We start from the raw sequence: 22670 nt of genomic DNA, 5'->3' as shown, positions 1-22670 counted from the left end.
TTGTCGGACCGCCGAACCGCCGTAAAGGGCTGCAACGCGGCCCCAAGCCCTATCACGCCGAGCATCAGACACACTGGGGCCAAGAGGCACCGAACCAGGGAAAGCGTCCACGCTCAAGCTTGTGCTGGATGGTTTTTGGGGGCCGCTTTGCGGCCCTTCGCGGCATGGGTATCTACACATTTTTTCTGAGCAGTGGCGGTGGCGAGGTGCCTGCCAGAGAACGGCGTCATGGCCACCAGATGCATGCCGGTAGATCTTCAGCGCCCTCCAGATCGAGCGCCGCCCGCGCGGCGCTCGATCTCAAGGGCGCCAAAAAAGTCATGACAAGCACCTGTCAGCCCTGATGCGATCTACTGGCAGGCCCTCTCACCTCAAAAGATGTGTAGATACCCATGCCTACGCGGGCAAGCCTCGCTCCTACAAGCCCAGTCCTGTCCTTTCCCACCGTGCATGCATCCCACGCATGCAACCCAGAAGAAATATGCGTTTTTGCCAATTTCCAGCGAAAGGTATGTTGGCTCGCGTACACGGCCCTGCCGGGCAGTCCATCCAAGCAGAACAATAACAAGCTGTCGGCGCTGCCCAGGCGCGCCCGCCAGCGGCTGGAGGTCATCCATGTCAATGCAGTCGAATAGCCTCAGCGCCACCCTGTACCCCGATAGCTCATCCATTGCCGCCAGCCCGGGCGCCTGGACCACCTTGTTCATCCTCACGGCGATCTATGCGATCAATATCGCCGACCGCTATGTGCTCTCCACCCTGATCGAACCGATCAAGAACGAATTCCAGCTCAGCGACGCTTCGGTCGGGTTCCTCACCGGCACCTCGCTGGCGATCTTCTACGTTGTCGCCGGATTGCCACTCGGTGCCCTGGCCGACCGGGCCAACCGCAAGCGCATGGTCGGCGCGGCAGTGGCGGTCTGGTCGGCGATGACCGTGCTGTGCGGCCTGAGCACGGGGTTCTGGCAACTGCTGCTGGCACGTATCGGCGTCGGTGTCGGGGAAGCCGGCGGCACGCCGCCGAGCCATTCGATCATCGCCGACAAGTTTCGCCCCAGGCTGCGTGCCTTCGCGCTCTCGGTGTACGGCATCGGCGCCAGCGTCGGGGCCTGGCTGGGGGCTTCAGGCGCGGGCTACCTGAACGATGCCCATGGCTGGCGCACCACGCTGCTGGTGTTCGGTCTTTGCGGGTTGCCGTTCGCCCTGCTGGCCTGGCTGTGCATCCGCGAGCCGAAACGCGTCCAGGATGACCAGCAACCCGTGCAGGCCCAAGGTAACGGCTACAAGGCAACGCTCGCCTACAGCGTGCAACGGCGTGCACTGTTTCACCTGATCGCGGGTGCCACCGTGATCACCTTCTGGGGCTGGGGCATCCTGTGGTGGGCCACCTCCTTCCTGGTGCGCAGCCATGGCTTGTCCGTAGGCGAGGCAGGCTCGCTGCTCGGGCCTATCCATGGGGTCGCCGGCACGGCAATGATGGTGATTACCGTACTGGTGATGCTGTTATTGCGCAGCAGGCCAATGTCCCGGCAACCGGAGTTCGTCGCCTGGACCACCCTGTTCGGGACGCTGTGTTCCGTCGCCCTGTTCCTGACGCCGAACCTCGGCATCACCCATGTCCTGCTGTGGTTGTTCGTACCCATTACCTACATCTACATCGGCCCCTCCATCGGCCTGCTGCAAAACCTCTACCCCGCCGGGATGCGCGCGAAGGGCTCGGCGATCCTGCTGTTCACCGCGAACATCGCCAACCTCGCCATCGCACCACAACTGGTGGGGCTGTTGTCGGACTGGATCGCCCCGCACCTTGCCAACCCCGCCGAGTCGCTGCGCTACGTGTTGCTCGGCTGCGCCTTCACCGGTTTCTGGGCGAGCTATCACTACTGGGCTTGCGCCCGCCACATGCAGAGGGAAGTACGATGATCCAGCCACTGCAAGTCACCGCCGAACAGGTGCACTACCGCGCCAGACCGCAGTCCGGCAACGCCAGGGTCGAGATGGGCTGGTCGATTCCTCCCGCCGACGCAGGGCCCCTGCTGGCAGGCTTCGCGCGATGGGACGGCGACGAGTCGCCCTACAAGACCCTGGATTACGACGAGGTACTGATCGTTCTCGAAGGTCACTTCGGCTTCCAGCTGGCGTCGGGAGAGCGCTTCGAAGGTGGGCCGCAAACTACCTTGCGCATACCGAAGAACACCACGGTCAAGTACTTCGGCAGCCAGGCGAAGGTGTTCTACGTGATAACCCCGCCAGGCGCATGATCAGCATGGACACTGCCCGCATGAACATCAGACTCAAACCCCACGACGACCGCACCAACGGCTGGTCGGCAATCCTGCCTGCGCGCCAGCCCCATCCACCCCTTCGCCAGCGGCTGGAAGCCGATTGGCTGGTTATCGGTGCCGGCTACGCCGGGCTGGCCACGGCCAGGCGCCTGGCCCACAACCGCCCCGATGAGCGGATCGTGATCCTTGAAGCCGGCGAAGCCGGGGATAACGCCTCGGGACGCAATTCCGGCTTTGCCATCGACGTGCCGCATAACGTCGGCAGCTCCACTGCCGAGCTGGAAAAGGCCGTGAACTACAAACGCCTGATGAAAGCCGGCATCGCTCACCTGGCGGAAATCGTCCGTTCGCAGGGCATCCAGTGCGACTGGAGCGAGAAAGGCAAATACCACTGCACCGCCGCCCCGCGCCTGGCCGAAACCCTGCTGCGCCAGCATGCCCGGGAACTGCAGATTCTGGGCGAGCCCTATGAATGGCTGGAAAAGGCGCAACTTGCCAGCCGGCTGGGGACCTCGTTCTTTCATGCCGGGATCTATACCCCGGGCTGCGTACTGCTCAACCCGGCAGCCCTGACCCGTGGCCTGGCCGATACCTTGCCGGAAAATGTCAGCCTGTTTGAAAACAGCGCGGTCACCCGCCTGGAATGCGCCACGACGATCACCGCCGACACCGCCCAGGGCTCGGTCCGGGCGCGCCGGCTGGTGCTCGCCAACAACGGTAGCGCCGCGCAGCTGCCTGCCTTCGGCAGGCAGCTGTTCAACGTCGCGTCCTATGGCAGCCTGACCCGGCCGTTGACCGCTGAGCAGCGTCGACGGATAGGCGATATCGATGAATGGGGCGTAACGCCCGCCAACGCCGTGAGCGGCGCCACCCTGCGCTACACCCGCGACCATCGCATCCTGATTCGCCAGCATTTCGACTTCACGCCACGCCTGCAGGTTGACGAACGAACCCGCGAGCGCGTCAGGGCGCAGCATCGGCAGGTATTCCTGCTACGTTTTCCAGAACTGCAGGACGTGGTGCTGGAGCATTTCTGGATGGGCTTTTTCTCTATCACTCGCAATGGAGCGCCGCGTTGGGGCAAGATCGATCACAACGTCTACGCGGCCGTCGGTTGCAATGGCGTCGGTATCGCCAAGCAGACCATAGCCGGCGTGACCCTGGCCGACCTGGCCTGCGGGGTGGACAACCCGCTGATCCCCGACATGCGCGAGCTGGGTGAACCACAAACGCTGCCGCCCAGGCCCTTCCTCGATCTTGGAGTCAAGGCGTATCTGGCCAGGGAGCGCTGGGTAGGGAGGACCGAGTACTAGACAAGGTAGGACATGGTCAATTCAAGAAAACGTCTTCCACCGCTGCAGAATCTCGAAGCCTTCGAGGCGGCAGCCCGGCACCTGAGCTTCACCCGGGCTGCCGAAGAGGTCAACCTGTCGCAGAGCGCCGTGAGCCGGCAGATCAAGCACCTTGAACAGAGCATGGGGGTGCAGCTGTTTACCCGCACGCACAAGACCCTGGAACTGACCAAGGCGGGCCGGACCCTGCTTGACGGCATAGAGCGCAGCCTGACAGAGCTGCGCAGGACGGTAGAGACCATCGAGAACGACCGGAGTCCGACGGTCACCATCAGCGCCAGCATGGCCATCGCCAGCTTCTGGCTTTTACCGGGGATTGCCGAGTTCAAGGACCGCAATCCGAATATCCGGGTGCGGGTCATTGCGGTCGATGGTGAAGACTACGCCGCCATCCGCAACAACGACAGCGACTTCACCATCCTCTACGGCCAGGGCCAATGCGGCGGTCAGGTGTGCATCGGCCTGTTCGAGGAGGTGATCTTTCCGGCCTGTACGCCCGCCTACCTCAAAGGCCGGACCTTCACCAGCATCGCCGACCTTTCCCGGGAAAAGCTGATCGATTTCGAAGTCCGCCACCTGCGCACGGTCAAGGGTTGGCCGGACTGGTTCACCCGCGCCGGCTGCCAGACCCGGGGTATCGACTACACCCTCTCGGTCTCCAACTACGACCTCGCTTGTCGTGCAGCCTACGCCGGGCAAGGCGTGATGCTGATGTGGGCCTACGTGGCCCCCTTGGCGGACTTCGCCAGTGGGGTCCTGGTGCGGCCGATCGACGACATTGTCAATACCGGCCATGTCGAGTACCTGGTGCATGACGCAGCACTGGAAAGGTCCCGTCCGCATATGGTGTTCCGGGACTGGATCGTCGAGTACGCGCGTCGGACCAATGAGGCTACACAGGCTTTCCTGGTGTCCTGACGGCGGGGAGATGTGCTGGTGCACCGCTCATGGAACAAGACATAACTCTTTGATTTTCAGGGACCTTGTGGGAGTGGGTTCACCCGCGATGACGTTAGTGAATCCCCCATCGTAATCGCGGGTGAACCCGCTCCCACATGAGCGCGATGCTGTCCTGAAGTGATGCGTTCGATCACAAGGATGTCATTTGACATCCACAATGGATGATGAATAACATCCACACCAGCAACACCTCGACCAACCACCCGCCACAGGACCGGGATCCATGAATCTCCAATCCGTCTTCGACTACACCAGTCCCTACGCCTATCTCGCCAACACGCGCCTGCCCGGCCTCGACCATCCGGTCGAGTACCTGCCGGTCGATATCCTCTTCGTGATGAAGCAGATCGGTAACCAGCCCTCGCCCGCCTGTCCGCCGAAAGCCCGTTATTCCGGTATCGACGCGGCCCGTTGGGCAGCCCTTTACCAGGTGCCTTTCGCCCCCAATCGCGCCTTGTTCCAGGCCATGCGAGAAGGACGGCTGGATAACGCCCTGCTGGTGCGCCTTGCCGTCGCCGCCCAGCAGGCCGGGGTGTTCGAAACCCTGCACCCTGCCCTGTTCGCGGCGGTCTGGGCCGGCAGCGACGACCTGGCCAGCACGCAAGGCCGGGAGGCTTTCCTGCGTAACCTGGAGCTGGATGCCGACCTCTGGCAGCTCGCCGACAGCCCGCACGTGCGCGAGCGCCTGGCCGCCAATAACGCGCTGGCCATCGAGCGCGGCGTTTTTGGCGTGCCGACCTTTTTCTGCGATGACGACATGTTCTTCGGCAACGACCGCCTCGATTTCGTCCGCGCCGCCATTGCCCAATCCAAAGGAGCCTGAACCATGACCACCAAGAAACTTGCCATCGTCACCGGCGTCGGCCCGGGTACCGGCGCCTCCATCGTTCGTCGCCTGGTGGCCGACGGCTACCGCGTGGCCATGCTGGCGCGCAACGCCGACCGCCTCGCCGCCCTGCAGGGCGAACTGGCGGACACCCATGCTTTCCCGGTGGACGTCAGCGATAGCGCGCAACTGCAGCGCACGCTGGAGCAGATCCAGGCCGAGCTGGGCGACGCCGACGTGCTGGTGCATAACGCCGTCGGCGCCACCTTCGGCAATTTCCGCGAAATCGATCCGCAGGCCCTCGAAGCCAACTTCCAGACCAATGTCATGGCCCTGCTGCAGTTGGCTCGCACGCTGTCGCCGGCAATGGTGGAAAAGGGCCAGGGCGCGATCATCGTCACCGGCAATACCTCGGCCTTGCGCGGCAAGGGCCATTTCGCCGCCTTTGCGCCAACCAAGGCGGCGCAGCGCATTCTCAGCGAGTCGATCGCCCGTGACCTGGGCCCCAAGGGCGTGCATGTGGCCTACCTGGTGATCGACGCGGTGATCGATGTGGAATGGACCCGCAAGATGCACTCGACCAAACCGGACGCGTTCTTTATCCAGCCGGACGATATCGCCGGCGAGGTCGGCCATCTGATCCAGCAACCCCGCAGCGCCTGGAGCTTCCTGAGCGAAGTGCGACCATTCGGGGAGACCTGGTAAGCCGCAGCCCGGGGGCGGTGCTATCATCCGCCCCCGGATCACGCAGGAGACCGCCACCATGGGCCATTCCCAAGCCAGCAAGCAGAGCACCCACGAACGTATCGTCGCCATCGCCGCCGAGCGTTTCTGCGAGCTGGGCCTCGACGGCCTGAGCATTGCCAACCTTATGAAGGAAGCCGGACTGACCCATGGCGGCTTCTACAAGCATTTCGACTCCCGCGACCAATTGGTGGCAGAGGCACTGGACGCGGCGTTCAAGCGCTCGGAAGACCCGCAACGTAGCCACCGGGCGAATTTCCCCACCCTGGTCAGCGAATACCTGAGCCCCGAGCACCGCGACGGCGTCGGCACCGGGTGCGCGGTCGGTGCGCTGGTCAGCGATATCGGTCGGGTCGAGGGCGAGGCCCGCGAGCTGTACACCAACAAGCTGCGCGCCAACATCAAGGGTATCGCCCGCCTGCTCGGCGGTGACGATGAGGAAAAGCGCAAGCAGGCCATGGTCGCCTTCAGCGCCATGGTCGGCGCCCTTGGCCTGTCCCGGGCCTGCGCGGATGACGCGCTATCGCAGGAAATCCTGACAACGGTGCAAGCGTTCCTCCTCGCCAGCTTCGGCGAAGGCTGACGCCCACCTCTACACTCTTCTGACAATCACCAGGAGAGCGTGGCATGAATGACACAGAAGTCCTGATCATCGGCGCCGGCCCCACGGGCCTGGTGCTTGCCCTGTGGTTGAGCAGGCTGGGCGTCAAGGTGCGCATCGTCGACAAGGCGACCGGCCCCGGCACCACCTCCCGTGCCCTGGCGGTCCAGGCGCGCACCCTGGAACTGTATCGCCAGCTGGACCTCGCCGACACGGTGGTCGAGCGCGGCCATCAGGTGCCGGCGGCCAATCTGTGGGTCAGGGGGCAAAAGGCGGCGAAGCTGTCCTTGCAGAATATCGGCGCTGGCCTGACGCCCTACCCCTTCCTGGAAATCTACCCGCAGGACGAACACGAGAAGCTGCTGATCGAGCGCCTGCAAGGCTTCGGCGTCGAGGTGCAGTGGAACACCGAACTGCTCGAACTGAGCCAGGACGAAGAGCAGGCCGTGGCCCGCCTGCGCCTGCCCGATGGCCACGAAGAAGACTGTCGCGTGCCTTACCTGGCCGGCTGCGACGGCGCCCGTTCGGCGGTGCGCAAGGCCCTCGGCATCGGCTTCCCCGGCGGCACCTACCAGCAGGTGTTCTATGTTGCCGACGTGCAGGCCTCGGGGCCGGCGCTGGACGGCGAACTGCACGTGGATCTCGACGAGGCGGACTTCGTCGCGGTCTTCCCGCTGGCCGGCGCGGGCCGCGCACGGCTGATCGGCACGGTGCGCGACGAGCGTGCCGAACATGCGGAAAACCTCACCTTCGAGGATGTCAGCAGCCGCGCCATCGAGCACATGCAGCTCCAGGTCGAACAGGTCAACTGGTTCTCCACCTACCGTGTGCACCACCGCGTGGCCCAGCAGTTCCGTCGCCACCGCGCCTTCCTGCTCGGCGACGCCGCCCACGTGCACAGCCCGGCCGGCGGCCAGGGCATGAACACCGGGATCGGCGACGCCATCAACCTGGCCTGGAAGCTCGCCAGCGTGTTGCACGGCAAGGCCACCGACGAACTGCTCGACAGCTTCGAGATCGAGCGCAAGGCGTTTGCCGAACGCCTGGTCGCCACTACCGACCAGGTCTTCAACTTCGTCAGCGCCAATGGCCGTATCGCCAATCTGCTGCGCACACGCCTGGCACCGGTGCTGCTGTCGCGGCTGATGGCGATGGGCAAGGTGCGCGGCTTCATATTCCGCACGCTGTCGCAGATCGGCCTCAATTACCGCCTGATGCCCCTGAGTTTCGGCACGGCCGGGCACGTGCATGGCGGCGATCGGCTGCCCTGGGCCCATGATGAGACGGCAGACAACTTCGCCGAACTGGCACGGCCCTGCTGGCAGGTGCATGTCTATGGGCTTGCCGGCAAGGACCTGACCGGCTGGTGCGCGGCGCGGCAGATCCCCTTGCAGGTGTTCGCCTGGAGCCCGGCCCATGAAGCCGCCGGGCTGGCGCGTAACGCGTTCTACCTGATCCGCCCCGACAGCTACGTGGCGCTGGCCGAGGCGTCTTCTTCCACCGCCGCGCTGGAGCGCTACTTCACCGAGCGCTCGCTGAGACCCTGCTGACCCCCGAAGAACCGCCAGGTGGCGTACAGGCACAGGGCCAGGCCGGCCACGGCCAGCGAACCGCCGACGCCACCGATCCAGGCCAGGCCGACCTGGCTCACCACGATGCTGCCCAGCAGCGCCCCACCGCCGATACCGACGTTGTACAGGCCGGAGAACATGGCCATGGCCACGTCCGTGGCGTCCGACGCCAGTTGCAGCACCTTGGACTGCAAGGCCAGGCTGAAGCACATGATCGCCATGCCCCACAACGCGCACAGGGCGCAGAGCAACCACGGCACCCCGGCCAGCGGCAGCAGCAACGACAGGGAAACGGCCAGCGCGGCGATGGCGGCGATCAGGAAACCGCGGGGGAAACCTTCACTGAAATGGCTGAACAGGAACGAGCCGAAGATCCCCGCACCACCGAACACCAGCAACAGGATGGTGGTCATCTCGCTGCTCAGCGCCGCCACGTCCCGGGCGAACGGCTCGATATAGCTGTAGCCGGTGAACTGCGCGGTGATCACCAGCACCACCAGGGCGTACACCGACATCAACGCGGGACGCTTGAGCAGGATCGGCAGACTGCGCAGCGAGCCGGAGTTCTGGCTTGGCAGCAACGGCAGCGAACGCAGCAGCCACAGCAGCGTCGCCACCGAGACCACGGCGATCCCGAGGAAGGTGGTGCGCCAGCCCAGCGCTTCACCCACCACCCGACCAAGCGGGATGCCGAGGACCATTGCCAGGGTGGTGCCGGTCGCCAGCAACCCCAGGGCCTTGGCCTGCTTGCCCGGCGGCGCCACGCGCACCGCCAGCGACGCGGTGATCGACCAGAACACCGCATGGGCCAGGGCGATGCCGACCCGGCTGACCAGCAGCATGCCGAAGCTGGTGGCCATGCTCGACAGCACATGGCTGACGCTGAACAGCACGAACAGCAGGCCCAGCAAGCGGCGGCGCTCGATATTGCGGGTCAGCAGCATCATCGGCAGCGACGTCAGCGACACCACCCAGGCATAGACCGTGAGCATCAATCCGACCTGGGACGCCGGCATATCGAAACTGCGCCCGATATCGCTGAGCAACGCCACCGGGACGAACTCGGTGGTGTTGAAGATAAAGGCGCCGAGGGCCAGGGCGAAGACACTGAGCCAGCTGCCGCTGCGGGTTTCTGTGGGGCTGATCATGCGCGGGGAAAGGCTCCTGGAAATGCTGAATCGCGGACGTGACGAAGGCATCCATGACCCTGAGGGTCGGATGTGCCTTACGGTCTTTGTAGGAATGATGGCCGGAGTCTACGTGAGCCAACCCCCTGTCGCAAACGCCTGGCACAGGCTTTTGTCCTGGACGCCAAAACCAGGCGCCAGAATTCCGCCAGTTTTCTGCGCCGCTGCGGAAAATTATTCATCGCCGCTGAAAGCATCGGAATAGAGCGAAAGAAGCCACTGATACACATATTGAAACAACTACCGTGATGGCTTTTTGACGGAGCCCAACGCCGCTGCGCTATACCTGAAAAAACTTCACTTCATGAAGCAGCCTGTTGCGGAGGCCCTATGCACGTCCTGATCGCCCGACTCCAGCGCAAGGGACTGCGCCGCACCCTCCTCACCCTGTGGCGCCGCCACATATTTTTCCACTGGGAGCTGCTGTGGATGGAACGCGACCTGACGACGCCGGTCGGCCCGCACAGCCTCAAGGATCACCCGCCGGTGCGCCTGGAGACCATCACCGAAGCCAATGCCGATGCCTTCGCGCGCCATTTCGGCGATCGCGTCGGGACCATGCGCGAACTGGCCCGAGAAGGGCATGTCGGGCACATGTACCTGGATGACGCGGGCGACGCGGTGGCCTTTATCTGGGCCAGTACCCGCGACTATCACGACCGTCATTACTACGGCTGCACCTTCCCGGTGGCGCCGGGGGACTTCTTCGAATTCGGCGGGGAAATGATCCCCGCCTATTTCGGCACCCGGCTCTCGGTGGATGCCCAGGTCGGCCTGTGGCAAGCCATGCAGGCACGTGGCTGCAGCCGGGTGGTGGATGTGGTGGAAACCCACAACGTGCCGGCCCTCAAGCTGCACCTGCGCATGGGTTACCAGGAGCAAGGCCGGGTAATGCACGTGTACGGGCTGTTCGGGCGCTGGAAGCTGTTTCGCCAGAGCCGCTACAGCGGCTCGCGGCTGGTGCTGCTGTGCAAGACAAGGGCGCAGCCGGTGAAGGTGGAGATAGCCTGACAGATGATTTCAGGTGATCCCTGTGGGAGCTGGCTGGCCAGCTCTCTTAGAACAAAAACATAACTCTTTGATTTGCAAGGACCCTGTGGGAGCGGGTTCACCCGCGATTGCTATGGTGAACTCAATACCGCTAGCGCGGGTGAACCCGCTCCCACAGGGTACGCGTCGTGCAAGGGCATTTACCGCTCCATCATTCCAGGGTGATTTTCCCCGCCTCGATCACCTCGCCCCAGCGCTTGCCATCCTCGGCGATCAATTCGGCGAATCCGGCAGGCGTGCCTTGCTCGACGCTGATGCCGTTCTGGGCGAAGCGCTCGGCGGTTTGCGGTGACCTGGCAATGACGCCAATGGCTCCGCTCAACTTTTCCACCAGTTCCGGCGCCGCGCCCTTGGGCAATACGATGCCGAACCAGCCCGAGGCGACGAACCCCGGCAACCCGGCTTCGGTGGCGCTGGGCACGCCGGGCAGCAGCGGCGAGCGCTCGGCGCTGCTGAGCACCAGGCCCTTGAGCTTGCCGGCCTGGATCTGCGGGGCGAGGACGGTGAGGGTGTCCACCGCCACGTCCACTTCGCCGCCGAGCAGGCCGGTCACTGCCGGAGCGCTGCCTTTGTAGGGCACATGCAGCAGGTCGGTGCCGGACAGGTGCTTGAGCAGCTCGCCGGAGAGATGGCAAAGCGTGCCATTGCCGCACGACGAGTAGCTCAATGCCCCCGGCCTGGCCTTGGCCTCGGCGATCAGTGCCGGCAGCGAGTCGATCTTGCTCGACGCCTGCACCGCCACCACGTTCGGCACCGAGGCCACCACCGCCACCGGCACGAAGTCCTTGACCGGGTCGTAGCGCAGGTCCTTTTGCAGGTTCGGCAGGATGGCCAGTTGTCCGGCCGTGGCCAGGGACAGGGTGTAGCCATCGGGCTTGGCCTTGGCCACCGCTTCGGCGGCGATCGCCGTGCCGGCGCCGGGCTTGTTGTCCACCACCACCGGCTGGCCCAGCGATGTGGAAAGCTGCTCGGCGTAGTAACGGCCGATGGTGTCCGCCGCACCACCGGGCGGGAATGGCACCACCAGGGTCAGCGGTCGACTCGGGTAATTGTCGGCCTGGGCCAGGCCGGTGATGCCCAGGGCCAGGGCGGCCAGGGCGAAGGTGACGGAGCGGGCAAGTTTCATGGAGCAATTCCTGGACGAGGGGGAGAAGAAAGTCACTCTTCGCTGAAGGCCACCTGGCGGGTGGCACGCAAGCGTGGCGAGCACATCAACAGCACCACCAATGCGGTGACGATCAGCAGGGTCAGGCTCAAGGGCCGAGTGAAGAACACCGTGGGATCGCCACGGGACAGCAGCATCGCCCGGCGCAGGTTCTCTTCCATCAGCGGGCCGAGCAGGTAGCCCAGCAGCAGCGGTGCCGGCTCGCAGCGCAGCTTGATGAACAGGTAGCCGAGCAAGCCGAAGGCCACGGTCAGCAGCACGTCGAACAGGCTGTTGTTGACGCTGTACACGCCAATGCAGCAGAACAGCAGGATCGACGGGTACAGCAGGCGGTACGGCACCGCCAGCAGGCGCACCCAGATGCCCACCAACGGCAGGTTGAGCACCAGCAGCAACAGGTTGCCCAGCCACATGCTGACGATCAGGCCCCAGAACAGCTCGGGGCGTGCGTCGATCACCTGGGGGCCGGGGACGATACCGTGGATCATCATCGCCCCGGCCATCAGCGCCATCACCGCGTTGGACGGCAGGCCCAGCACCAGCATGGGGATGAAGGACGTCTGCGCCCCGGCATTGTTGGCCGACTCGGGCCCGGCAACCCCTTCGATGGCGCCCTGGCCGAAGCGCTCCGGCTCCCTGGCCAGGCGCTTTTCGATCATGTACGAGGCGAAGGAACCGAGCATCGCCCCGCCGCCGGGCAAGATGCCCAACAGCGAACCGAGCCCGGTGCCGCGCAGGATCGGTTTCCAGCTGCGTCGATAGTCGTCCCGCGACGGCATCAGACTGCCGACCCGGGCCACCTGGGCCTTGCCGCCGTGATCGCGCTCGAGGTTGGCGATGATCTCGGCGATACCGAAGATGCCCATCGAGATCACCACGAAGCTGATGCCGTCGCTCAACTCGGGAATGCCGAAGGTGAAGCGCTCGACCCCGGAATTCACATCGGTGCCGACCAGCCCGAGCAGCAGCCCGAGCAAGGTCATGGCGATGGCCTTGAGCACGTCGCCCTGGGCCAGGACAATGGCCGCCACCAAGCCCAGCAGCATCAGCGAAAAGTATTCCGCCGGGCCGAATTTCAAGGCGGCCTCCGCCAATGGCGTGGCAGCGGCGGCCAGCAGCAGGATCGCCAGGCTGCCGGCAACGAACGAACCGATCGCCGCGATGGCCAGCGCCGCTCCCGCCCTGCCCTTGCGCGCCATGGCATGGCCGTCGAGGCAGGTCACCACCGAGGAGGACTCGCCGGGCAGGTTGACCAGGATCGCGGTGGTCGAACCTCCATACTGGGCGCCGTAGTAGATACCGGAGAGCATGATCAACGCCGCCGACGGGGTCAGGCCGTAGGTGATCGGCAGCAGCATGGCGATGGTCGCCACCGGCCCCAGCCCCGGCAGGACGCCGACCAGGGTGCCGAGGGTGACGCCGACGAAGCAGTACAGCAGGTTGTTCAGGGTAAAGGCCGCTTGCAGGCCGATCGTCAGGTGATCGAGCAATTCCATGGCGCGCCCTCAGACCGGCCAGGCCGGCAGGTTGAGGCCCAGGCCCCAGGCAAACACCGCCACACTGAACAGCCCCAGCACGCAACCGAGCACGGTCAGTTCGCCAAGGTGGGCGCGGCGCCGGGCCAGGCCGCTGAGCAGGGTCATGAGCAAGGTTGACAGGGCCAGGCCCAGGCTTGGCAGCAACAGGGCGAAGGCCACCACGCTGCCGCCTATGGACAGCCCGGGCCGGGCCTGGAACAGCTCGCCCAGCGCCACCCGTTCCCGCGACGATGCCAGGCCGCGTACCAGCAGGACCGCCCCCAGGACACACAGCGCCAGGCTGACCAACCAGGGGAAATAACCGGCGCCCATGCGCATGGCAGTGCCGCTGGCGTAGTCGCGGCCGATCAACAGGCCGGCCAGGCCGAAGCCGAGAAACAGCAGGCCGGCCAGCAATTCGCGGGCATCGGGAATCAGTCGGGTACGCACGGGTCTCTCCAGGTGCCAGTGTCCGGCACTGTGGTTGACGATCCGCGCGTGCGGTCTCGTGGGGGCTGAATGGAATGGATCAGGCCAGTCGAGCAGCGACCTTGGCCCGGGTCAGCGGCAGCAATTCGCGGCCATAGTCCTCGGCATCGACCACCGGGTCGAAGCCACGGATCAGGAAGGTCTTCACGCCCAGGTCGTAGTAGGCCAGCAAGGCATCGGCCACCTGCTCGGGGGTGCCCACCAGCGCGGTGGAGTTGTGCCCGCCGCCGACCAGCCCGGCGATCCCGGTCCATAGCCGCTCATCGACCCGCTCGCCCTTGGCCACGGTGTCGAGCAGGCGCTGGGCGCCGACGCTCTGCGGCTTGTTGGCGATCACCGGGCCGGAGCGCTCGATACGCTGGCGCGCCGTGCCAAGAATGCTTTCGGCCTTGGCCCAGGCGGCCTCCTCGGTGGCGGCGATGATCGGCCGGAACGACACACTGAACTCGATCTCGCGACCATGGCGAGCCGCCTCGGCACGCACCGCGGCGATGGTCTCGCGGGTCTGCTCCAGCGACTCGCCCCACAGGGCGAAGACATCGGCATGCTTGCCGGCGACCTGCAGCGCGGCCGCCGAGGAGCCGCCGAAATACACCGGCAAGTGGGGTTTCTGCAGGGGCTTGATCGCCGAGAAGGCCTTTTCTGCCTGGTAGTAGGTACCCGCGTGGTCGAATGGACGTTCCTCGGTCCAGACCTTTCGCACCACCTCGAGGAACTCGTCGGTGCGGGCGTAGCGCTGGTCGTGCTCGAGGTAGTCGCCGTCCTTGCGCTGCTCGACGTCGTTGCCGCCGCTGATCACATGCAGGGCCAGGCGCCCGTCGAGCAGGTGCTCAAGGGTCGCCAGCTTGCGTGCGGCCAGGGTCGGGGCGACGAAGCCCGGGCGGTGGGCAAGCAGGAAGTGGATCCTGGACGTCGCCAGCCCGGCCAGGGCGGTGACCAGGAAGCCGTCCGGCTGATCCGACCAATAGCCCACCAGGACACGGTCGAAACCCGCCTCTTCATGCACCTGGGCGAAACGGGTGATGTACGCCTTGTCGAAGATCGGGCCGCTGGCGTCGATGGTTTCCGATGACAGCCGATGGCCGATCATGCCGATGAATTGCACGCTCATGCTGGATCTCCCTGAAGGCGGACGGTTATAGGAACGGGGATGTTCAAAACGATCGCTTATAAGCTAACGGTCGCACTGTCCGCTGTGAAATTCTTTTCCGGCATAAGCTAATTCAAAAAATAAAGAATAATCTTTTATCTTTAAAATTCTTGTTTCGCATATTAGCTTATGCGGAATTCGAATTTTGAGAATGATCCTGCCGTTGCTAGGGTTCCTTGAAACCGCAGCCTGAGCCTTGAAAAATGACCCATCCCCTACGTCTCGACCGCCTGCGCCGGTTCATCGGCGACCTGGCCGAACTGCTGGAGCAGGAACACGAAGAAGCCGCCATCCTCGATCGCGGGCAGAACCTGTTGCAGCAATTGGTAGCCCATGACGACTGGCTGCCCCCGGAGCTGGCCCAACCCAGCCCCGAGCGTTACCAGCAGTTCCTCCTGCACGCCGATTCACGCCAGCGCTTTTCGGTGGTGAGTTTCGTCTGGGGCCCGGGGCAGCGCACGCCGATCCACGATCACCGGGTCTGGGGCCTGATCGGCATGCTGCGCGGCGCCGAGTATTCCCAGGGCTTCGCCCGCACCGAAAGCGGCGCGCTGATTCCGGCGGGCGACGCCGTGCGCCTGGCGCCCGGGCAGGTCGAAGCGGTGTCGCCGCGTATTGGCGATATCCATGAAGTGCGCAATGCCCACGACGACCAGGTGTCCATCAGCATCCACGTGTATGGCGCCAACATCGGCGCGGTAAAACGTGCCGTGTACCTCGCCGACGGCAGCGAGAAACCCTTTATCTCCGGTTATTCCAACACCCGCCTGCCCAATATCTGGGACCTGTCCAAAGAGAACCCTGCCCCATGAGCACCGCGACTACCCGCTCCTACGCCGAGCTGCGCCAGCACCTGCTGGCCAAGGACGAACTGGCCCTGATCGATGTGCGCGAAGAAGCGCCCTTCGCCCTGGAGCACCCGCTTTTCGCGGCCAATATTCCCCTGTCGAAACTGGAAATCGAGATCTATGCACGGGTGCCGCGCCGCGATACCCAGGTGACGGTCTACGACGATGGCGAAGGTCTTGCCGCGCTGGCCGCCGAGCGCCTGCGCGAGCTGGGCTACAGCGACGTGGCCCTGCTCGAAGGCGGCCTGGCAGGCTGGCGCGAGGCCGGCGGCGAGCTGTTTCGCGACGTCAATGTGCCGAGCAAGGCCTTTGGCGAGCTGGTGGAAGCCAAGCGTCATACGCCGTCGCTGGCCGCCGAAGAGGTCCAGCAACTGCTCGATGAACACGCCGACGTGGTGGTGCTCGATGCCCGCCGTTTCGATGAATACCAGACCATGAGCATTCCCGGTGGCATCAGCGTGCCAGGAGCGGAACTGGTGTTGCGCGTGGCCGAACTGGCGCCGGATCCGAACACCCGCGTCATCGTCAACTGCGCCGGCCGCACCCGCAGCATCATCGGCACCCAGTCGCTGGTCAACGCCGGCATTCCCAACCCGGTCTCGGCCTTGCGCAACGGCACCATTGGCTGGACCCTGGCCGGGCAGCAACTGGCCCATGGGCAATCGCAACGCTTCGCCGAGGTCGGCGACGAGACGCGCGCCACCGCCGCACGCCGGGCCCGCGCGGTGGCGGACAAGGCCGGGGTTGCACGCATTTCCAGGGACACCCTGGCGGCATGGCAGGTAGAGGCTCATCGCACCACCTACCTGTTCGACGTACGCACCCCCGAGGAATACGCCCGCGGCCACCTGCCCGGCAGCCGTTCCACGCCGGGCGGGCAACTGGTCCAGGAAACCGACCACAACGCCAGCGTACGCGGCGCGCGTATCGCGCTGGTGGACGACGATGGCGTGCGCGCCAACATGAGCGCTTCCTGGCTGGCGCAGATGGGCTGGGAGGTGGCAGTCCTGGACGGTCTGCGCAAGAGCGATTTCAGCGAGACCGGCGACTGGCAGGCGCCATTGCCGGAACTGCCGCAGCCACCGTCGATCCAGGGCGGTGAACTGCAGCAATGGCTGGACGCTGGCGACACCGTACTGCTGGACTTCACCACCAGCGCCAACTATGTGCAGCGGCATATCCCCGGCGCGCATTGGGCGATTCGTGCACAGCTGGCCCAGGCCCTGGAAAAACTGCCGGTGGCCGAGCGCTACGTGGTGACCTGCGGCAGCAGCCTGCTGGCGCGCTTCGCCGCCGTTGACCTGCAGGCGCTGACGCGCAAGCCGGTATTCCTGCTCGAAGGCGGCACCGGACGCTGGATCGCCGAAGGCCGACCGCTGGAGCATGGCGAAACCAGTCTGGCGGTACCGCGCAGCGACCGTTATCGCCGGCCCTATGAAGGCACGGATAACCCGCGCGAGGCGATGCAAGGGTACCTGGACTGGGAGTTCGGCCTGGTGGAGCAGTTGGGACGGGATGGGACCCATGGGTTCTTCGTGATCTGACCCACCACCTATCCAACCCCTGACAACAATCCCTGTGGGAGCTGGCTTGCCAGCGATAGGGCCTTAGAGAACAACGGTGTTCTTACTGGCCTTATCGCTGGCAAGCCAGCTCCCACAGGGTTTTGTGCAACTCATTAATAATCATTTTTTGCATATTCATGATTATTTATAATTCAAAAAAAGAATAATATTTATATTCCAAAAAAGAATTTCCAATGAATTTCTTATAAAAATAAGATCAACCCCAGACGATCTCGTCATTCCTTCAAAACACCCCAGGCGATCCACCTGCACCCACACCCAGGGCCAGTGCCAGCTTCGATGGACCAAGCCCGCATGCCCCAGCATTTCCCTTTCAGCACCCTGACCACCGCCCTGCTCCTGGCCGGACTCTCGCCCCAGGTCGTGGCCGCCAGCAACGATACCCACCTGGACACCGTGACCGTAATCTCCACCGGCATCCGCGGCCAGGAACGCACGGTGGCCGACAGCCCGGCACCGATCGATGTGATCAACAGCGAGCAACTGCTCAAGACCGGCCGCGCCGAACTCTCCGAAGCCATTTCGCGCCTGCTGCCGTCATTCAACTTCGGCACCAATATCGCCGGCTACAACTCGGTGACCCGGCCCCTGAGCAACCGCAGCCTGGGCCCGGCCTACACCCTGGTGCTGGTCAACGGCAAGCGCCGGCACAACGGCGCGGTGGGCCAGCGCGGCAACATCGACAACAGCGGCGCCAACGCGGTGGATATCGACCTGATCCCGGTCAGCGCCGTGGATCACATCGAAGTGCTCAAGGACAGCGCCGCCGCCCAGTACGGCTCCGATGCAGTGGCCGGGGTGATCAACATCATCCTCAAGACCAGCGCCTCCGGCGGGCATGTCGAGAGCAGCTACGGCAAGCTCTACTCCGGCCAGGGCGAAACCATCAAGGTGGCCGGTGACCAGGGCTTCAAGCTGGGTGAAAGCGGCTTCCTGCACCTCTCCGCCGATGCGCGCAAACGCGGTGATGCCGCCTGGAACGGCAAGGCCGACAGTAGCGTGAGGGCCTTCCGCGACCCGGTGAAGGAAGCAGCCTGGGACCGCGTAGCGATCAAGAACGGTGACCCCGAGATCAAGGCCTTTAACGTCGCCTACAACGCCGAACTGCCGCTGGACGCCCTGACCCTGTATTCCTACGCCACCTACGGCGAACGCGATGCCGAGGCCTACAACTATTTCCGCCTGCCCACCGGCACCGCCGCGGTGCCCGAGCTGTTCCCCGACGGCTACTACCCGCTGAACAACATCAAGGACCGCGACTACCAGTTCCTCTTCGGCGGCAAGGGCGAACGCGCCGACTGGCACTGGGACCTGAGCACCACCTACGGGCGCAACAATATCCACCACTCCAGCGACTTCAACATCAACCCGTCCCTGGGCACCGCCAGCCCGACCAGCTTCGACAACCTGGCGACCTTCCGCTTCGAACAGTGGGTCAACAACTTCGACCTGACCCGCCGCTACGACAGCCTGTTCGGCCTGACCTCGCCGGTGCAGGTGTCGGCCGGCCTGGAACACCGCTGGGAGCGCTTCAGCACCTTTGCCGGCGACCCCGAGGCATACATCACCGGCAGCTACCCCGCCGCCTCCGGCGCCCAGGCCGCGGTGACCCTGCGCCCGGAAGACGAAGTCAGCCTGATCCGCAACAACTACGCGGCCTACCTCGACCTGGGCTTCGATCTCACCGAGCGCTGGTTCCTCGACCTCGCCGGGCGCGTCGAGCACTACGACGACGATTCCGGCAATACCTTCGGCCTCAAGCTCAACTCGCGCTACGAGCTGACCGACCAATGGGCCGTGCGTGGCACCGTGGGTACCGGCTTCCGCGCGCCGTCCCTGACCCAGATCGGCTACACCGTGGCCGACAACCGCGTCGCCACCGACGTCAATGGCAACGTGGTTCCGGCAGTGACCCGCCTGACCCCGTCCGACAGCAGCCTGGCCGCCGCCCTCGGCGGTGACAAGCTCAAGCCGGAGAAATCGCGCAACCTGGGCCTGGGCGTGACCTGGCAACCGGCACCGCGCACCAGCATCACCGCCGACGCCTACCTGATCGACATCGACGACCGCATCACCCTGACCAGCAACATCTACGACCAGGGCAACGGGGTGATCACCTCGATCCTGCAAAACCAGGGCGTGGCCCCGGGCACCTGGGTCAACTACTACACCAACGCCTACGACACCCGCACCAAGGGCCTGGACATCGTCGCCGACCACAGCACCGACTTCGGCGCCTGGGGCGACGTGCGCTGGAGCCTGGCGTTCAACTGGAACAAGACCAGCATCGAGGACGTGCGCGACACACCGGCGTCGCTGGCCGGCTCCGGGGTGACCCTGGTGGGCCGCGACCGCGAGGGCGACCTGACCGTGGCCAGCCCGGAAACCAAGTGGATCCTCGGCGCCAACTGGAAGGTCGACAACCTTGCGGTCAACCTGCAGACCACCCGCTACGGCAGCGTCAAGACCCTTGCAGTCAACCCCAGCGGCGATCGCAGCTTCGGTGCCAAGTGGATCACCGACCTGGACGTGGCCTACACCTTCTTCGACCAGCTGACCGTCAGCATCGGCGCCACCAACCTGTTCGACGTGCGCCCGGACAAGCATGCGGTGTACAGCCCGCTTGGCCTGGCACCCTACGGCAACCCGCCATTCCACCCTGGTGGTGGCTATTGGTACAGCAAGATCGCCTACGACTTCTGACCCACCCGGCCGCGCCGCCGGGATGCGGCGCGGCCCTGCTCCGACAACGGAACGAGGAATCGCCCATGAGACTGCAACGAACCCTGGCCAGCGCGGCCATCCTGCTTGCCCTGGGACTGTCCGGCTGCTCGCCTTCGCAACCGGACGCCAAGGCGGCGAGCACCCTGAAGATCGCCTTTTTCAACGACAACACCCAACTGGTCAGCATCGATCCGTTCCAGGTCTACTGGCTGGAACACCGGGTGGTGCTGCGCAACGTGGTCGAGGCCCTGACCGACCAGGACCCGCAGACCGGGCAGATCATTCCGTGGCTGGCCGAACGCTGGGAGATCAGCCCGGATGCCCGGGAGTACACCTTCTACCTGCGTAAAGGCGTAACCTTCAGCAACGGCGAGGCATTCGACGCACAGGCGGTCAAGACCGCCTTCGACAGCAACAAGGCCTTCGCCGCCGAGCTGCCGAGCACCTTCGGTGCCACCTACCTGGCCGGCTACGACCACGCCGAGATCCTCGGCCCGTACAGCATCAAGCTGGTGCTGAGCAAACCCAACGCGGGCTTCCTGCAGGCCACCTCCACCACCAACCTGTCGATCCTGGCCCCCGAGTCGTACCGCAAGACCGCCAAGGAACGCTCCCTGGGCGCGGTGATCGGCACCGGCCCGTTCAAGATCGACCACTACACCCCGGAAAGCGGCCTGCGCCTGGTCCGTCGCGAAGGCTACGCCTGGGCCTCGGCCAACGTGCAGAACAAGGGCGACGCGCACCTGTCGGCCATCGAGGTCAGCTATGTGCCCGAGGAAAGCGTGCGCAACGGCCTGTTCCTGCAGGGCAAGGTGGATATCCTCTGGCCGCGGGTGCCGTTCTCCGAGGTCGACCTGCAACTGTTCCAGCGCAACGACGCGACCATCCAGAGCCGCTCGCTGCCGGGCCCGGCCTGGAACCTCTACCCCAATACCCGCGACAACCGCATCCTTGCCGACCAGAAGGTACGCCTGGCCCTGCAAAAGGCCATCGACCGCAAGAGCTACGCCAGCACCGTCTACAACGAAGCCTTCCCGGTGGTGGACGGCGTCTACGATGTGACCACCCCGTACTTCCGCAGCCAGGGCGACAAGCTGGCCTACGACCCGCAAGGCGCGGCCCGGCTGCTGGACGAGGCCGGCTGGACCCTGGGCCAGGACAACTACCGCTACAAGGACGGCAAGCGCCTGGTCCTGCTGTACAACCTGGCCGGCAAGGAAACCCCCGGCGACGTGCTGATCCAGGACCAATTGCGCAAGCTCGGCATCGAACTCAAGCTCAAGGTGCAGACCACCGCCGAGTGGGCCGCGAACAACGCCGCCGGCAACTATGACCTGACCTACACCTACATGACCCGGGCCGACCCGATCATCCTGCAGACCATCCTCGACCCGCGCAGCGCCAACAGCTCGACCCTGGCCACCAACACCTACGCACCGAACGTGCTGCCCGTGGCGCAGAACCTGTTCGACGCCGGCCTCACCGCCACCGCACCGCAGCAGCGCGCCGACGCCTACGGCCAACTGCAGGACCTGCTGATCGACCAGGGCTCGGCAATCCCGGTGTACGAGCGGGTGTGGCAGGCGGCCACGTCCAAGCGCGTGCAGAACTTCCGCTGGAGCGCCGAGGGCTTTGCCTTCCTCAACGACATCGAGGTCAAGCCATGAGCCGCTACCTGCTCGGCCGCATTGCCCAGGCCGCCCTGGTGCTGTGGGGGGCGTACAGCATCACCTACTTCATCCTCTACCTGCTGCCGGGTGACCCGCTGAGCATCATGCTCAGCGCCTCGGGCATGGAGATCGATGCGCTGTCGCCGGAGCAACTGGCGAAAGCCAAGGCCTATTACGGGCTGGACCAGGGCTTGCTGGAGCGCTACATCAACCTGCTGCTCGGCGTATTGCAAGGCGACCTGGGCCAATCACTGACCCTGAACCGCCCGGTCACCGCGATCCTCGCCGAACGCCTGCCGCAGACCCTGGCCCTGGCCGGGTTCGCCATCGTCCTGTCGCTGATCGGCGGCGTGGGCCTGGCGTACCTGGCCGCCTACGTGCGCTGGCAACCCTTGAAAACCGCGCTGTCGCGCCTGCCGGCGCTGGGCTTTTCCGTGCCGGTGTTCTGGATGGGCCTGCTGCTGATCCAGATCTTCGCCTTCGGCCTGGGCTGGTTCCCGGCCACCGGCAGCACCGGCTTCGACAGCCTGGTACTGCCAGCGGTAACCCTGGCCATTCCCAGCGCGGCGGTCTACGCCCAGGTGCTGCAACGCGGCTTCCAGGATGTCTGGCGCGAGCCCTACATCGTTACCGCCTACGCCAAGGGCCTCAGCCGCGCCCAGGTGCAGGCCCGCCACGGCCTGCGCAATGCCGCCCTGCCGCTGCTGACGCTGATCGGCCTGCAGGTGGGCAACACGGTGTCCGGTGCCGTGCTGGTGGAGACCATCTTCGCCCGCAACGGTGTTGGCCGGCTGGTACAGGAGGCGGTGCTGCGCCAGGACATCCCGCTGGTACTGGCGGTGGTGACGGTGTCCGCTGCCGCCTTCGTGCTGGTCAACCTGCTGGTGGACCTGCTCTACCCCATCCTCGATCCGCGCATTACCCATGCGCCCAAGGTGAGCTGAG

At 65.0% G+C, this 22670-nt stretch carries 19 protein-coding genes; 14 read left to right on the top strand and 5 right to left on the bottom strand.

The features are described 5' to 3' along the window. Nucleotides 1–615: 615 nt before the first annotated feature. The 8 genes from ACPFMA_RS11205 (at nt 616) to ACPFMA_RS11170 (ending at nt 8318) form a co-directional block, all read left to right on the top strand. Complete coding sequence (locus ACPFMA_RS11205; RefSeq protein ID WP_425930193.1) at nt 616–1923, top strand: spinster family MFS transporter; 1308 nt, start codon at nt 616–618, stop codon at nt 1921–1923. After that, nucleotides 1920–2261 (top strand): hypothetical protein, encoded by a 342-nt coding sequence (locus ACPFMA_RS11200; protein WP_425930192.1) that lies wholly within the window; start codon nt 1920–1922, stop codon nt 2259–2261. Before ACPFMA_RS11205 ends, ACPFMA_RS11200 begins: the two co-directional genes overlap by 4 nt. Nucleotides 2262–2281: 20 nt before the next feature. After that, entirely contained in the window at nt 2282–3598 is a 1317-nt protein-coding gene (locus ACPFMA_RS11195; protein ID WP_425930191.1) for an NAD(P)/FAD-dependent oxidoreductase, read from the top strand. A gap of 12 nt (nt 3599–3610) precedes the next feature. Next, on the top strand, nt 3611–4555 hold the full coding sequence (locus ACPFMA_RS11190; RefSeq protein WP_425930190.1) for a LysR substrate-binding domain-containing protein: 945 nt from the start codon (nt 3611–3613) through the stop codon (nt 4553–4555). Nucleotides 4556–4820: 265 nt separating this feature from the next. Continuing rightward, complete coding sequence (locus ACPFMA_RS11185; protein ID WP_064303478.1) at nt 4821–5420, top strand: 2-hydroxychromene-2-carboxylate isomerase; 600 nt, start codon at nt 4821–4823, stop codon at nt 5418–5420. Between the two features lie 3 nt (nt 5421–5423). Further along, nucleotides 5424–6128: an SDR family NAD(P)-dependent oxidoreductase gene (locus ACPFMA_RS11180; RefSeq protein WP_425930189.1), complete on the top strand. Its 705-nt coding sequence runs from the start codon at nt 5424–5426 to the stop codon at nt 6126–6128. 58 nt (nt 6129–6186) lie between these two features. Continuing rightward, nucleotides 6187–6750 (top strand): TetR/AcrR family transcriptional regulator, encoded by a 564-nt coding sequence (locus ACPFMA_RS11175; protein ID WP_425930188.1) that lies wholly within the window; start codon nt 6187–6189, stop codon nt 6748–6750. A 44-nt stretch (nt 6751–6794) separates the two neighbouring features. Further along, the gene (locus ACPFMA_RS11170) at nt 6795–8318 is read left to right on the top strand and encodes an FAD-dependent monooxygenase (RefSeq protein WP_425930187.1); all 1524 of its coding nucleotides are present in this window, start codon (nt 6795–6797) and stop codon (nt 8316–8318) included. Here the strand turns inward: ACPFMA_RS11170 and ACPFMA_RS11165 are convergent. Further along, nucleotides 8285–9487, bottom strand: a complete 1203-nt coding sequence (locus ACPFMA_RS11165) for a sugar transporter (protein WP_425930186.1) — start codon at nt 9485–9487, stop codon at nt 8285–8287. The genes ACPFMA_RS11170 and ACPFMA_RS11165 overlap by 34 nt on opposite strands. Nucleotides 9488–9856: 369 nt before the next feature. On the opposite strand from ACPFMA_RS11165, the gene ACPFMA_RS11160 reads away from it, so the two are divergent. Beyond that, the gene (locus ACPFMA_RS11160; RefSeq protein ID WP_425930185.1) at nt 9857–10537 is read left to right on the top strand and encodes a GNAT family N-acetyltransferase; all 681 of its coding nucleotides are present in this window, start codon (nt 9857–9859) and stop codon (nt 10535–10537) included. Between the two features lie 190 nt (nt 10538–10727). Here ACPFMA_RS11160 and ACPFMA_RS11155 read toward each other — a convergent pair whose 3' ends face one another. The 4 genes from ACPFMA_RS11155 to ACPFMA_RS11140 all read right to left on the bottom strand — a co-directional run bounded on the left by ACPFMA_RS11155 (nt 10728) and on the right by ACPFMA_RS11140 (nt 14858). Then, complete coding sequence (locus tag ACPFMA_RS11155; RefSeq protein WP_064303473.1) at nt 10728–11702, bottom strand: Bug family tripartite tricarboxylate transporter substrate binding protein; 975 nt, start codon at nt 11700–11702, stop codon at nt 10728–10730. Between the two features lie 32 nt (nt 11703–11734). Next, on the bottom strand, nt 11735–13237 hold the full coding sequence (locus tag ACPFMA_RS11150; RefSeq protein ID WP_425930184.1) for a tripartite tricarboxylate transporter permease: 1503 nt from the start codon (nt 13235–13237) through the stop codon (nt 11735–11737). A gap of 9 nt (nt 13238–13246) precedes the next feature. Further along, complete coding sequence (locus tag ACPFMA_RS11145; protein WP_009401390.1) at nt 13247–13708, bottom strand: tripartite tricarboxylate transporter TctB family protein; 462 nt, start codon at nt 13706–13708, stop codon at nt 13247–13249. 79 nt (nt 13709–13787) lie between these two features. Continuing rightward, a complete protein-coding gene (locus tag ACPFMA_RS11140) occupies nt 13788–14858 on the bottom strand; it encodes an LLM class flavin-dependent oxidoreductase (RefSeq protein WP_064303471.1) in 1071 nt (356 codons plus the stop codon). A 242-nt stretch (nt 14859–15100) separates the two neighbouring features. Here ACPFMA_RS11140 and ACPFMA_RS11135 point away from each other — a divergent pair, with 242 nt between their 5' ends. The 5 genes from ACPFMA_RS11135 to ACPFMA_RS11115 all read left to right on the top strand — a co-directional run bounded on the left by ACPFMA_RS11135 (nt 15101) and on the right by ACPFMA_RS11115 (nt 22669). Continuing rightward, complete coding sequence (locus ACPFMA_RS11135; RefSeq protein ID WP_064303470.1) at nt 15101–15709, top strand: cysteine dioxygenase; 609 nt, start codon at nt 15101–15103, stop codon at nt 15707–15709. Further along, complete coding sequence (locus ACPFMA_RS11130; protein ID WP_425930183.1) at nt 15706–17289, top strand: rhodanese-related sulfurtransferase; 1584 nt, start codon at nt 15706–15708, stop codon at nt 17287–17289. The genes ACPFMA_RS11135 and ACPFMA_RS11130 overlap by 4 nt, the downstream gene beginning before the upstream one ends. Nucleotides 17290–17625: 336 nt before the next feature. Next, a complete protein-coding gene (locus tag ACPFMA_RS11125) occupies nt 17626–20034 on the top strand; it encodes a TonB-dependent receptor plug domain-containing protein (RefSeq protein WP_425930182.1) in 2409 nt (802 codons plus the stop codon). Nucleotides 20035–20099: 65 nt separating this feature from the next. Continuing rightward, the gene (locus tag ACPFMA_RS11120; protein WP_425930181.1) at nt 20100–21722 is read left to right on the top strand and encodes an ABC transporter substrate-binding protein; all 1623 of its coding nucleotides are present in this window, start codon (nt 20100–20102) and stop codon (nt 21720–21722) included. Further along, nucleotides 21719–22669 carry an ABC transporter permease gene (locus ACPFMA_RS11115; protein ID WP_064303466.1) on the top strand — a complete coding sequence of 317 codons (951 nt, stop codon included), beginning with the start codon at nt 21719–21721 and terminating at the stop codon, nt 22667–22669. The genes ACPFMA_RS11120 and ACPFMA_RS11115 overlap by 4 nt, the downstream gene beginning before the upstream one ends. Nucleotide 22670 lies beyond the last annotated feature (1 nt).

Origin of the sequence: Pseudomonas sp. NyZ201 (assembly GCF_049860765.1) — a bacterium.
Taxonomy (GTDB): Bacteria; Pseudomonadota; Gammaproteobacteria; order Pseudomonadales; family Pseudomonadaceae; genus Aquipseudomonas; species Aquipseudomonas bharatica.
The sequence above is the reverse complement of the archived record's forward strand: the minus strand, read 5'-3'. Positions and strand labels throughout refer to the sequence as shown.